This window comes from Duganella sp. AC917, from assembly GCF_979258245.1.
Map to the genome: position 1 here is coordinate 468017 of NZ_OZ409848.1, position 13156 is coordinate 481172.

A 13156-nucleotide genomic window follows, 5' to 3' on the forward strand; every position below is an offset into this window, starting at 1 on the left:
ATCCATGCGCTGTAAATTTTTAATTGTTTTGCTGGTGCTGTCCTGCACCGCCCGTGCGGGCAGCTACGCCGAGCGCGCTGTCACGCAGGCCGTCGCCGGCGGTACGCTGTATGGCACTGAATTGATACCCGAAGGTGGCGCCAAGGTGCCGGTGGTCCTGCTGCACTCCGGTTCCGGCCCGACGGACCGCGACGGTAACAGCGAAGCGGCTTCGCTGCTCAATAATTCACTGCGCATGCTGGCCGAATCGCTGGCGCAGCAAGGCATCGCGACGGTACGCTACGATAAGCGCGGCGTCGCATCCAGCTCAGGCTTGGTCAAGGAGGAATCCGATCTGCGCCTCGATTCGTATATCGACGACGCCGTGGTCTGGATGCGGCAACTGCGCGCCGACCAGCGCTTCTCGCGCGTGGTCATGGCCGGGCACAGCGAGGGAGCGTTGATCGCGTTGGTGGCCTGCCAGCGCGCCAAAGCCGATGCCTGCGTGTCCATTTCCGGCGCAGGCCATCCGCTGGCCGACATCCTGCGTGAGCAGCTCAAGCCCAAGCTGCCGGCCGCGCTGGCAGGCACGAACGAACGCATACTGGTCGCGCTGGAGCAGGGCAAGCAAGTCGATGATGTACCGCCGGAGCTGATGATGTTGTACCGGCCGTCGGTTCAGCCGTATTTGATCTCGTCTTTTAAAACCGATCCGCGCAAGGCGATCGCCGCGCTGAAAATGCCGGTGCTGATCGTGCAGGGAACCACCGACATCCAGGTGTCGGTGAAAGAGGCGCAGGCGCTATCGGCGGCCGCGCCTGCGGCCAAGTTGGTGATTATCGAAGGGATGAACCACGTGCTGAAAATGGTGCCTGCGAATCCGGCCCGGCAAATGGCATCGTACAGCGATGCCAGCCTGCCGCTGGCTCCGCAGCTTGGCGAGGCCGTGGCGGCCTTCGTCAAACAGCGCTGACTTGGCCTAACCCTCGCGTCGTTCGACCTTGCCGTCGGTGTGGCGGGCGAAGCGCGTGGGGTCGTCGCCGTGTACCGGCGCGCCATCCGGCCATGGCCAGCCGCCAAATCCGGTCTGCCGGTAGTCGGCGTGGGCCTGGCGGATCTCCTGTTCGCTGTTCATCACGAACGGACCCGATTGCACCACCGGTTCGCCGATCGGCCGTCCTTGCAGGATCAGGAACTGCGCCTTGCCTGTGGTGCCGTTCAGTAGCGGTAAAGGCACGTCGTTGCGTATGTCGTTGACACTGCGCGACGCCAGCGGCTGGCCGCCCAGACTGGCGCCCTGGCCGTCGAAATAATAAAGCGCCCGTTTTGTGTCGGCTCCGCGCGCAGGCGGCAGCGTCCATTGCGCGCCGGGCTCCATCGTGATCACCCAGATCGCCAGGTCGCTGTCCTCGGCGGCTGCCCAGGAATCCGGCGGCGGGGGCAGGGCATCCAGAGCGCCGACGCGGCCCGCGACGCAGACCACTTCCGTGCGCGCACCAGCTGCATCGACCACGGTTTCCCTGGGAACGTCCTCCGACCACAGCATCGTGAAGTGCGGCTCGGCGAACTTGCTGCGCGCCGGCAGGTTAAGCCAGATCTGGAACAGTTCGAGCGGATTGTCCTGTTCAGTTTTCAGCAGCGGGAACATCTCCGAGTGGACCACGCCACGCCCGGCGGTGAGCCATTGCACATCGCCGGCGCCGAAGCGCGCGGCCGCGCCCAGCGAATCGGCGTGATCGATCAAACCATGCCGCACGATGGTCACCGTCTCGAAACCGCGATGCGGGTGGCCGGGAAAGCCCGGCACCTGCTCGCCGTGGTACATATTCCAGCCGTCGACATTCGCGAAGTCCTGGCCCAGGCGGCGCCCGGCCAGCGACGCGGCCGGGCCGAACTTGCCGTCGCCCTTGGGGTAGTTGTCCACGTGGTGAACGCAAAACAGGAACGGGTCCATGGTGGCCCAAGGGGTGCCCAGCGGGCCGCTGCTTAAAATAGGATTCATGGTCGGCTCGATAAGTTGATCAGACTGGAGCTGGCGGCGTGTCCGCGCCCGGGGCGCCGAACAGCTGCTGTTTGAGACCGTGCAGCTGGTCGCGCACCTGCGCGGCTTTTTCGAACTCCAGGTTCTTGGCGTGATCGAGCATGGCTTTTTCCAGACGCTTGATCTCCTTGCTGATCTGCTTCTCGCTCATCGACTCGTACTTGGCCGCCTCCTGCGCCACTTGGCGGGTTTCGCGTGCATCCTGCGGACTGTAGACGCCGTCGATCATGTCCTTGATGATTTTGCTCACGCCGCGCGGCACGATGCCGTTGGCGGCGTTGAATTCGATCTGCTTGGCGCGCCGGCGCTCGGTCTCGCCGATGGCGCGTTCCATCGAATCGGTCATGCGGTCCGCGTACAGCAGCGCCACGCCGTTGAGGTTACGCGCGGCCCGGCCGATGGTCTGGATCAGCGAACGCTCGGAGCGCAGGAAGCCTTCCTTGTCGGCGTCCAGGATCGCCACCAGCGACACCTCCGGCAAATCCAGGCCCTCGCGCAGCAGGTTGATCCCCACCAGCACGTCGAAAGTTCCGATGCGCAGGTCACGCAGCAGCTCGACCCGTTCAACCGTTTCGATATCGCTGTGCAGATAGCGCACCTTGATGCCATGGTCGCTGAGGAATTCGGTCAACTGCTCGGACATGCGCTTGGTCAGCGTGGTCACCAGCACGCGCTCGTTCTTGGCGACGCGGTCGGTGATCTCGGACATCAGGTCCTCCACCTGCGAGCGGGCAGGGCGCACGATGATCAGCGGGTCGACCAGGCCGGTCGGCCGCACCACCTGTTCGACCACCTGGTCGGCGTGGGTGTTTTCGTAGTCGGCCGGCGTGGCGGAGACGAAAATCGTCTGCCGCATTTTCTGCTCGAACTCCTCGAATTTCAACGGCCGGTTATCCAGCGCCGACGGCAGGCGGAACCCGTAGTCCACCAGGTTGGTCTTGCGCGAGCGGTCGCCGTTATACATGGCGCTCAACTGCCCGACCAGGACGTGCGACTCGTCGAGGAACATCAGCGCGTCCTTCGGCAGGTAATCGACCAGCGTCGGTGGCGGTTCGCCCGGCATGGCGCCGCTCAGGTGCCGCGAGTAGTTCTCGATGCCCTTGGTGAAGCCGATTTCGGCCATCATCTCCAGATCGAAGCGGGTGCGCTGTTCGATGCGCTGCTCTTCAATGAGCTTGTTCTCCTTGCGGAAGAACTCCAGGCGGTCGCGCAGTTCCAGCTTGATCGACTCGATCGCGCGCAGCACGGTCGATCGCGGCGTGACATAGTGCGAGCCGGGATAGACGGTGAAGCGGGGGATCTTCTGCTTGACGCGGCCCGTCAGCGGATCGAACAGCTGGATCGATTCCAGCTCGTCGCCGAACATGTCGAGGCGCACCGCCAGCTCCGCATTCTCGGCCGGGAAGATGTCGAGCGTATCGCCGCGCACGCGGAAGGTGCCGCGGCCGAAATCGACCTCGTTGCGGGTGTACTGCATCTGGATCAGGCGCGCGATGATGTCGCGTTGCGAGACGCGGTCCTTCTGGCGCAAGGTCAGGATCATCTGGTGGTATTCGTTGGGATTACCGATACCGTAGATGGCCGACACGGTGGCGACGATGATCACGTCGCGCCGCTCCATCAGCGACTTGGTGCACGACAGGCGCATCTGCTCGATGTGCTCATTGATGGACGAATCCTTTTCGATGAACAGGTCGCGCTGCGGCACGTAGGCTTCCGGCTGATAGTAATCGTAGTACGAGACGAAGTACTCGACCGCGTTCTCCGGGAAGAACTCGCGGAACTCCGAATACAGCTGCGCTGCCAGCGTTTTATTCGGCGCGAACACGATCGCCGGACGCCCCTGGCGGGCGATCACGTTGGCCATCGTGTAGGTCTTGCCGGAGCCGGTCACGCCGAGCAGCGTCTGGAAGAACAGGCCGTCGTCTATGCCTTCGCACAGCTTGTCGATCGCCGTCGGCTGGTCGCCGGCGGGCGGGAAGGGCTGGTGCAATTTGAACGGCGAATCCGGGAAGGTAACAACCGTTGCCGTTGAGGTATCTACTACTGGTAATTCAGCCATCGTGGTCCGACCTTTGTTAGAATAATGGCCTGCCAGCGGCCTGAAGACGTTTTAGTGGGGCGCTGTCTACGTTCATCCGCTGCGAAACGCTTCCAATCGAATCCAATCTTATCATGACGAATCCTAGCTTGTTCAGCGCCATCGACATGGCACCACGCGACCCGATCCTGGGTATCACCGAAGCCTTCAACGCCGACCAAAACCCGGCAAAAATCAATCTGGGTGTCGGCGTTTATTATGACGACAACGGCAAAGTGCCTCTGCTGTCTTGCGTACAGAAAGCGGAAGAAATCCTGATCGCGACGCCAGCGCCGCGCACCTACCTGCCGATCGAAGGCCTGGCTGCCTATGACAAGGCGGTGCAAGAGCTGGTATTTGGCGCCGACAGCGCGGTAATTCAAGAGAAACGTGCGATCACCGTGCAAGCCATCGGCGGCACCGGCGCGCTGAAGATCGGCGCCGACTTCCTCAAGCGCTTCGCCCCCGATTCGCAGGTCTACATCAGCGATCCAAGCTGGGAGAACCACCGCGCGCTGTTCGAAAGCGCCGGCTTCACCGTCAATAACTACGCCTACTACGACGCCGCCACCCACGGCGTCGATTTCGCCGGCATGCTGGCCGCGTTGAAGGCCATGCCGCGCGGCGCGATCGTGCTGCTGCACGCGTGCTGCCACAACCCGACCGGCGCCGATCTGACCTCCGCCCAGTGGGATGAGGTCATCGCGGCCGTCACCGATGGTGGCCTGGTGCCGTTCCTCGACATGGCGTACCAGGGCTTCGGCGCCGGTATCGCCGAAGACGGCGCCGTGGTGCGCCGCTTCGCCGACGCCGGCGGTCCGCTGCTGGTGTCGAACTCGTTCTCGAAGTCGTTCTCGCTGTACGGCGAGCGCGTTGGCGCGCTGAGCGTCGTCGCCGCCAGCGGTGAAGAGGCGAGCCGCTTGATGTCGCAGTTGAAGCGCGTGGTGCGCACCAACTACTCGAACCCGCCCGTGCACGGCGGCAAGGTCGTCGCCACCGTGTTGACCACGCCTGAGCTGCGTCAGATGTGGGAAGACGAGCTGGCCGGCATGCGCGTACGCATCAAGGAAATGCGCGAAGCCTTCGTCGAGAAGCTGAAGGCGAAAGCGCCGGCCCACGATTTCGCCTTCGTGCGCGATCAGGTCGGCATGTTCTCGTACTCGGGCCTGACCAAGGCGCAGGTCGAGCAGCTGCGCGAGCGGTCGATCTACGCTGTCGACACCGGCCGCATCTGCGTGGCGGCGTTGAATTCGCGCAACATCGACATCGTCATTGACGCCATCGCCAAAGTGCTCTAAACTCTTGCTTCTTCGGGTTGAGCAGTAGCTTGATTCGAACGGCAACACGGCATACCGGATGAAGTTGCGCTGATAGAAATATTCTTGATGGCGTGAACCAAACAGTATAAAATGTTGCCTCTAATCCCTGATAGCTCAGTTGGTAGAGCGACGGACTGTTAATCCGCAGGTCCCTGGTTCGAGTCCAGGTCGGGGAGCCAGAATTTAAAAGCCTCATGTGTGCTTGCAACGCTTAAACGTTGCGATGCCACATGGGGCTTTTTCCATTTGCGCGTCCGCGTGAACTCACCCCCATCGTTGTGTTTCTAAAATGTAATTCTTGATGTTCGCTTGTTATGGCGTATAGTTGTCGAGTTAATACTAAGAAATTCTCGTTTGAACGAGACAACCATCACGGGGTGTGAAATGTCCAGAATGAAAGCCTTAGCCGCGATAGCAGCCTTTGCCGTTCTTAGCCCCGCAGCGCGTGCTTCGGTCGAATTGATCCGCAATGGCGGCTTCGAGTCCGCCGGCGGCTTCAGCGGTGGTTTCGAAACCATCGGTTCCGGCCTGGACGGTTGGACCATCGGCGGCACGGTCGATCTGATCAACACTTACTGGGCGCCGGCATCCGGCAGCTACAGCCTGGACCTGAATGGCGGCGGGGCGGGGTCGATTTCGCAATCGTTCGCCACGGTGGTCGGGCGGACGTATAACGTCAGCTTCAGCCTGGCCGGCAATCCGGTCGGCGGTGGCGACAAGTTTTTCTATGCGAGCGTGAACGCGCCGGTAACGTTCACTTTCGATATCAACAATAAGACGCTCGCCAACATGGGGTGGGTACGGAAGAGTTTCAGCTTTGTCGCCGATTCGGATACCAGCACGTTGAGCTTTGTCGGCAATCCTTATCATAGCTATTACGGCGCGGCGCTGGATAACATCTCGGTCGTGGCGGCGGTGCCCGAGCCCGCGACCTATGGAATGATGCTGGTCGGCTTGGGGATGGTGGGCGGTCTGGCCCGGCGGCGAAAATAGTTGCTTTTTGGGCTGTGCAAATCAGACTTGAGCGGCTATAATTCTGGCCTCAATTCCCTGATAGCTCAGTTGGTAGAGCGACGGACTGTTAATCCGCAGGTCCCTGGTTCGAGTCCAGGTCGGGGAGCCAGAATACAGCAATATCAAAAAGCCCAGCCTTTACCGGTTGGGCTTTTTGCTTTGGGCGGCTGAATTATCGGCGTACATTGGCTGTTTATGGTTCTGGTACGAAAGGAGAGCCGGTTGCTTGCTCGATCTCCTCCCTGATTCTTCCCCCCCAATTGGTCCGGGTTGCGGACCAGGGTTTTGCATTCTGTCACCGAATTTTCACGTAATTGTGTGAATCAGGTGGACGGGAATCTTGCACCTCGGCATACTCAATGGTATTGGTTTTATTTCGGCTACGGAATGGAAGATGAGGTCGCCCGCTTGCTGAGCGAGGAGGCCATGTTTCGTTTGGCGCTGAACCATGACACAGCGCCGTCATCGATAAAAAGTAAATAGAGGTTGCCCCATGAGCGAAGAAAAGGATGTTGTGTACGGTACAGAAGATTTGTTGATTAGTTTGTGTAACTCGGTGACCCGCGTGCTGAATGTCGCCACGCAAAGCAAAGTGAATTATTCGGGCATGGTCCAGCGCATCACCAAGACCGGGCTCAAGCCCGACATCGGTTGCTTCGTGATGTTCGACGGCGGCTTCACCGGCCTGGTGGTGCTAAATTTCGCCGCCGATACCGCGATGGAAATCTACGAGCGCTACATGCTGCACATGGGCATGCCGAAGTCCGAGCTGGCCAGTTCCCACACGTCGGACGAGGTGTCCAACATCATGGGCGAGCTGATGAACCAGATCGTTGGCGACTTCACCGGCAAGGTGCGGCGCGAGTTACAGACCAACATCACCCAGAACCAGCCGAAAATGCTGGTGCTGACCAAGCAGGTGATGCTGAGCGTGGACACGCCGCTGGATCGTCCGGAAATGCGCCGCGTGACCTTCTACACCGAAAAGAGCAACATCTTTTACCTGGAGCTGGCCATCGACCGTACCGAGTTCATCCGGCTGCACGATTTCGATGCGAGCGAGGTGGACGATCCCGACGCGCTCATGGACCAGGAGCGGAGCAACCAGAGCGCCTCTTCGGCGGCCGCAGCTGCGGCGTCAGCGGAAGACGAGGCCCAGGACGCGCTGCTCAAGTCGCTGGGCATGTAAGCACGCGTGTGAGCCGGACGCCGCCGACGCGCTGGCCGTCTTACTGTCCGCTCGGGCCGGACAGTGCTGCGCCCTTGGCGGGGATGCCCAACTGGCGGACCGCGCCGACATTGGCCCGGGCGTCGCCGACGGACGCGTAGACTTCGGTAATGCCCGCGCGGTGGCGGTGGGGTAGCGACATCACGCGGCGGAACGGCGCCGTCGGCAGGTGCAGTGCGGTCGCCAGTTGCGCGCTGTGCGGGAAGGGCGCTTCGTGGTCCAGCCGCACCAGCACGACATACTGTGCTCCCAGCCGCACCAGTTCGTCGAGCACCTGTTGGGGGGCGTCGTATTTGAGCGCATAGCGGATGCCCATGAAATCGGACGCAGCCAGCAGCTTGGAGGCGCGAACCGCGTAATGGCGCAGCGCCGGATCGCGTACCGCCAGCTCGGCAATCAGCGCGCCTTCCGCGCCGCTGCTGCCGTCGATGATCCAGACCGCCGGCACCCCGGCCGACGCCAGCACCGGCAGGTCGGCCGCACGCATATCCACTTTGGGACCATGCCCGGCCAGATGGCCGACGCCGGGCGCCAGCATGGCCAGCGCAAGCAGCGCGCTGGCCGCCAGCGCCACGCTGCTTTGCGTCCGGGGCGTCATCGTCCCGCGCCGCGCCAGCCAGCCTCGCAACGCGCTGGCGACGTGGAAGACGCCCAGCGCGGCCAGCGCCGTGTAGGCGGGCAGCGCCGGCGCCAGATAGCGCTCGTCGATGGCTGCGGGTACCAGTGATTGCAGCGTCAGCGTCGCCAGCATCAGGCTGACGGCGACGCTGACGATCGCCCAGCGCGGCGGCGCCTCCCGGCGCTGCCGGTACTCCACAACAAGAGCGATCAGCGCCAACGGCGCGCCCGCGTAGCCGAGGTTGCGCAGCAGCGAGTGCAGGTTGGCCGTGAGCGCCTGCCAGGCGTAGCGCAGCCCGGGCTGGTAGTTGAAGCCGTCCGCCGCGATCGACGCAGTCAGCCAGTACCACGGCACCACGACCAGCCCGGCAGCAAGCGCCGCCAGGTACAGATGCGGCAGCGCCAGCAGCCGCCACCCGCGCGTGAGCAGCATGTGGAACAGCGGCACCAGCACGATGAGCCAGCCATTGCCCTTGATGAGCACAGCGCCCGCGCACAGTGCCGCGAACACGGCGGCGCGTGCCAGCCCCGGGCGCCGCGTGTAGGCCAGCCAGGCGATGGCGGCGGCGCAGCAGCACGCGCTCAAGGCCTGGTCCAGCATGAAGAATGCCTGGCTTTCCACCGCCAGCGGCGTGAACACGTAGATGGCGCAGCCAGCCAGCGCGACGCGGCGGTTCGCCAGGCGTGCCAGCGCGCCGCCCAGCGCGGCGGCGGGCAAGGCGCCGACCACCAGGTTGATGGCAAACGCCGCTTGCGGTGTCGCCGGCAGTACCAGCATCAGCAAGCCCAGCAGGCCGTAGTAGGCCGGCGGCCAGTGGCCGATGGAGATCTTCGGATAGTGCAAATAGTATTCGACCGCGTACGCCATCGGATTGGAGCCGGCATGGCCGTGCAGGTAGCTGCTGACGAATACGCCGTTGAGGAAGTGGGCCGGCTCGTCCGCGCCCGAAAAGCCGGCTTGGTAGGCCCGCAGCTGCGCCAGCACCAACGCGCCCGCCAGTAAGGCCAGCGCGAAGCCGCCCAGCGCAGTCCACGCCATTGCGCGATACCGATGCGAGGTCATCATTGCCGTCCTTTGGGAGGGGCCAGCTTTCGTTATAGCAGCTTTTTGGTGGGCCGGGCAGGGAGTCTGCGCCACAGCCGCCGGGGCGCATCGAATGTGGATTTTTTCATACACTTGCCATAAAAAATACGCCCAACTGCGGGGGGCGGATGGCTGAACGGCAACGTTGCGATTCCGATCAAAAGTGGCCGCCGCGCCGGGCTTGCTGCCCACTATTATTCCGTCAGCCCGCCTCTTGAGCCGAATTTCTAACACTTAATGCCATTTGAGATATATACGTCTTGCAATACATGGTATCAATGAAAGAAAATACCGCCTTTCTAACAGACGGTGCATTCTAGACATCCACCGTTTGCCGTCACGGCCCCATCAGAGGACTGGTCGCGTCACGAAAAGAGAGAACAGGAGACACTGTTTTTTACTCTTTGCATTACATTTAAATCGGGAAATTGAATGATCAAATTGTCTAAGATGCACAAGCGCCTGCTGGCGTTGAGCGCCGTTATGCCTATCGGTTCCGCTTTCGCGCAGAGCGCCGCGACCGACGCGCAACTGGAAACCGTTGTCGTGACGGCCCAGCGCCGCGCCGAGAACATCAAGGATGTGCCGGTATCGGTCACCCTGCTGAAGGACGAGAAGCTCGACGTGCTGCTGTCCGGCGGCCAGGACATCCGCCTGCTGGCAGGCAAAGTGGCGTCGCTGAACGTTGAATCGTCGAACGGCCGCACCTTCCCGCGCTTCTACATCCGCGGCTACGGCAACACCGACTTCAGCACCTTCGCCTCGCAGCCGGTCTCGCTGGTGTATGACGATGTGGTGCAGGAAAACGGCATCCTCAAAGGTTTCCCGATGTTTGACATGGCCGGCGTGGAAGTGCTGCGCGGCCCGCAAGGCACCCTGTTCGGCCGCAACACGCCGGCCGGCGTGGTCAAGTTCGAATCGGCCAAGCCGAACCTGAAACAGGTCGAGGGCTACTACAGCCTGTCGTGGGCTTCGCACAACACCGTCAACCTCGAAGCGGCCGCCAACGTGCCGCTGTCGAGCGAGTGGGCGATGCGCGTATCGACCTTGCGCCAGCACCGCGACGACTTCGTCGACAACACCTTCACCGGCGCCAAGGATTCGCTGGAAGGCTACAACGAACACGCCGAGCGCGTGCAGTTCCTGTACAGCCCGAGCACCACCTTCAACGCCCTGTTCAACGTGCACGCACGTTCGACCACCGGCAGCGCGCGTTTGTTCCGCGCCAACATCATCAAGAAGGGCACCAACGACTTCGCCGATGGTTACAACTTCAACCAGATCAGCACCAACGGCCAGAATGCCCAGGATCTGACCACCAACGGCGCCAACGCCCGCCTGACCTGGGACCTCGGTTCGGTCAAGCTGTTCTCGATCACCGGCTACGAAGGCGTGGACAACTACTACAGCCGTGGCGACATCGACGGCGGCACGCCGACCGGCCCGGGCTTCATTCCGTTCCAGGTCGAGACCGGCGGAGGCCTGAGCGGCCTGCACCAGTACAGCCAGGAATTCCGCGTCGAGTCGAAAAACGCGGGTCCGCTGAACTGGCAGACCGGCGTCTACTACTTCAAGGAAAGCGCCGACGGCTACAGCAACAACTACAACAGCAACACCGGCGCGCAAACGTCGCACCTGGCCAGCCATCAGACCAACAAGGCTGCGGCCGTGTTCGGCTCGGTGACGTACGACCTGGCCCAGGACCTGATCCTGCGCGGCGGCCTGCGCTACACCAACGACAAGAAGGACTTCCATACCGTGGAAGCCCAGAACGTGGTGCTGGCCGGCCCGCAGTCGGTTGACGAGAGCAAGAGCAAAGCCAGCTGGGATCTGAGCCTGACCTACAAGATCAACCCCGATGTCAGCTCGTACGCCCGCGTGGCCACCGGCTTCCGCGCGCCGAGTATCGCCGCCGCCTCGGCGTCGGTGCCGATCACCGTGGCCGATGCAGAAACCATCACCTCGTATGAAGCCGGCGTCAAGGCCGACCTGTTCAACCGCCGCGCGCGCGCTTCGTTCAGCGTCTACAACTACGAAGTGAAGAACCAGCAGCTGACCGTGGTTGGTGGTAACTCCAACGTCACCCGTCTGATCAACGCCGCCAAGACCGACGGTCGCGGCGTCGAAGCGGACTTCGAGGCGTTCATCACGCCGGCGTTCAAAGTGTCGGCTGGCGGTTCGTACAACTTCACCAAGATTAAGGACCCGAGCCTGTCCGTGGCCAAGTGCGGTTCGTGCACCGTGACCGATCCGCTCAACGCGGCCGGCCGCGTCGACATCAACGGCAACCCGCTGCCGCAGGCGCCGAAGTACATCCTGAACGCGACCGCGCGCTACAACTGGGCGCTGGAGAACGGCAACCTGTTCGTGCTGACCGACTGGTCGTATCGCAGCAAAATCAACTTCTTCCTGTACGAAGCCAAGGAATTCACCGGCAAGTCGATGGTTGAAGGCGGCCTGCGCGTGGGTTACAACTGGGATGGCGGCAAGTACGAAGTGGCCGCTTTCGCGCGCAACATCACCGACACCCAGCGCATCATCGGCGCCATCGACTTCAACAACCTGACCGGCATGGTCAACGAGCCACGTCAGTTTGGTGTGCAGTTCAAGGGCGGTTTCTGATTTTTGCCCGCTAGCCTAGACAGCTAGAAATTGGCCGTATATAATGCGGCCTCTTTTCCCTGATAGCTCAGTTGGTAGAGCGACGGACTGTTAATCCGCAGGTCCCTGGTTCGAGTCCAGGTCGGGGAGCCAGAATACAGCACGATCAAAAAGCCCAGCCTTCACCGGTTGGGCTTTTTTGCGTTTGGAAGCCGCTGATTATCGCGTCCTCAGAGTGCCGGTGCGCGGCAGGTGGCGTCCGATTCCCAGCGCCCGGAGCAGATGCGCGAGCGGCACAGCATGCCCTCGATTAGTCCAAGCTGTTTGCAGCGCGCCAGCAAGTCCGCCGTGCTGTCGCCCTCGCGACGTTCGACGATGTCGCGGCTGCGTTCGGGCGCGACGACAACCGGCTTGCCGGCGTGCGCGACCAGTGCGGTGAGCAAGGTCACATCGGTATCGCTGGCCGTCGCCGCTGACTTGCCGCGCGATGCGGCAAGCGCCGCAGCCGCGGCAGCCGTTGCAGCGGTGGCGCGCGGTATCGCGGCGCTGGTGGTGCTGGCGGTGCTGCTGGTGCTGCTATATTTGCTGATGGCGCTGCCCGAGGGCAATTTCGGATACGTAGCGCCGACGGGGGCGACGCGCGGTCGCTGGCTGGCTAGTGCGGCTGGCCCGATCACCTGCGGCGCTGTCGTGTTTGCCGTCGTGGCCTCTGTCCGCACCTGCGGCGACCCCGGCTCGTCCACAATTGCCGCTGGCAGTTCAGCCGGCTCCACGATCACTTCCCCCGGGGCGGTCCGGGCGCTTTGCAAACGCGCGCTCGCCTGACTATTCTCATCCCTTCGCTCATGCCGTGGCGAACCGTGCGTGCTGCCGTAGCTCGCCTTGAAGGCGCCCGACGGGGCACTTTTTTCATGCATCAGCCAGGCGATGCAACACATCGTCAGCAGCAACAACCCCAGGCCCAAGGTCCAACCGTCGATGGTCCAACTGGCCGCGCGTGCCGGCTTCGATGCAGGCAGCCGCGCGCCATGTTCCAAATGCGCGAGGATGCGCTTGGCGCCATCCGTCTGTGCGCCCGACGTTCCGATCAGGTCCGGCTTCCGTTTTGAGGTGTCCACAATATTCCCTTCGAGTTTGATCTGGGCTTTCACGCCGACCGCCGATCGGGCCTACGATGAAACGTCGTTGACCC

9 protein-coding genes and 3 tRNA genes are annotated in these 13156 nt (G+C 62.5%); 8 read left to right on the plus strand and 4 right to left on the minus strand.

Annotated elements, in window-relative coordinates:
• The first annotated feature begins 4 nt into the window (after positions 1–4).
• The gene (locus ACZ0BA_RS02070) at positions 5–952 is read left to right on the plus strand and encodes an alpha/beta hydrolase (protein ID WP_463449707.1); all 948 of its coding nucleotides are present in this window, start codon (positions 5–7) and stop codon (positions 950–952) included.
• A 6-nt stretch (positions 953–958) separates the two neighbouring features.
• Here ACZ0BA_RS02070 and ACZ0BA_RS02075 read toward each other — a convergent pair whose 3' ends face one another.
• Both ACZ0BA_RS02075 and uvrB read right to left on the minus strand, forming a co-directional pair.
• Entirely contained in the window at positions 959–1981 is a 1023-nt protein-coding gene (locus ACZ0BA_RS02075; protein WP_463449708.1) for a pirin family protein, read from the minus strand.
• Positions 1982–2000: 19 nt separating this feature from the next.
• A complete protein-coding gene (uvrB, locus tag ACZ0BA_RS02080; RefSeq protein WP_463449709.1) occupies positions 2001–4082 on the minus strand; it encodes an excinuclease ABC subunit UvrB in 2082 nt (693 codons plus the stop codon).
• A gap of 113 nt (positions 4083–4195) precedes the next feature.
• Between uvrB and ACZ0BA_RS02085 the strand changes: the two genes are divergently transcribed.
• The 5 genes from ACZ0BA_RS02085 (at position 4196) to ACZ0BA_RS02105 (ending at position 7622) form a co-directional block, all read left to right on the plus strand.
• Positions 4196–5398 carry an amino acid aminotransferase gene (locus ACZ0BA_RS02085; RefSeq protein ID WP_463449710.1) on the plus strand — a complete coding sequence of 401 codons (1203 nt, stop codon included), beginning with the start codon at positions 4196–4198 and terminating at the stop codon, positions 5396–5398.
• A 124-nt stretch (positions 5399–5522) separates the two neighbouring features.
• Positions 5523–5598 (plus strand) — tRNA-Asn (locus ACZ0BA_RS02090).
• Positions 5599–5803: 205 nt separating this feature from the next.
• Positions 5804–6412: a choice-of-anchor C family protein gene (locus tag ACZ0BA_RS02095; protein WP_463454692.1), complete on the plus strand. Its 609-nt coding sequence runs from the start codon at positions 5804–5806 to the stop codon at positions 6410–6412.
• 54 nt (positions 6413–6466) lie between these two features.
• A tRNA-Asn gene (locus ACZ0BA_RS02100) sits at positions 6467–6542 on the plus strand.
• 384 nt (positions 6543–6926) lie between these two features.
• Positions 6927–7622 (plus strand): DUF3334 family protein, encoded by a 696-nt coding sequence (locus ACZ0BA_RS02105; RefSeq protein ID WP_463449711.1) that lies wholly within the window; start codon positions 6927–6929, stop codon positions 7620–7622.
• Positions 7623–7662: 40 nt separating this feature from the next.
• On the opposite strand, the gene ACZ0BA_RS02110 is transcribed toward ACZ0BA_RS02105, so the two are convergent.
• Complete coding sequence (locus ACZ0BA_RS02110; protein ID WP_463449712.1) at positions 7663–9345, minus strand: glycosyltransferase family 39 protein; 1683 nt, start codon at positions 9343–9345, stop codon at positions 7663–7665.
• A gap of 450 nt (positions 9346–9795) precedes the next feature.
• Between ACZ0BA_RS02110 and ACZ0BA_RS02115 the strand changes: the two genes are divergently transcribed.
• Complete coding sequence (locus ACZ0BA_RS02115; RefSeq protein ID WP_463449713.1) at positions 9796–11985, plus strand: TonB-dependent receptor; 2190 nt, start codon at positions 9796–9798, stop codon at positions 11983–11985.
• 56 nt (positions 11986–12041) lie between these two features.
• A tRNA-Asn gene (locus ACZ0BA_RS02120) sits at positions 12042–12117 on the plus strand.
• A gap of 77 nt (positions 12118–12194) precedes the next feature.
• Here ACZ0BA_RS02120 and ACZ0BA_RS02125 read toward each other — a convergent pair.
• Positions 12195–13115 carry a hypothetical protein gene (locus tag ACZ0BA_RS02125; protein WP_463449714.1) on the minus strand — a complete coding sequence of 307 codons (921 nt, stop codon included), beginning with the start codon at positions 13113–13115 and terminating at the stop codon, positions 12195–12197.
• Positions 13116–13156 lie beyond the last annotated feature (41 nt).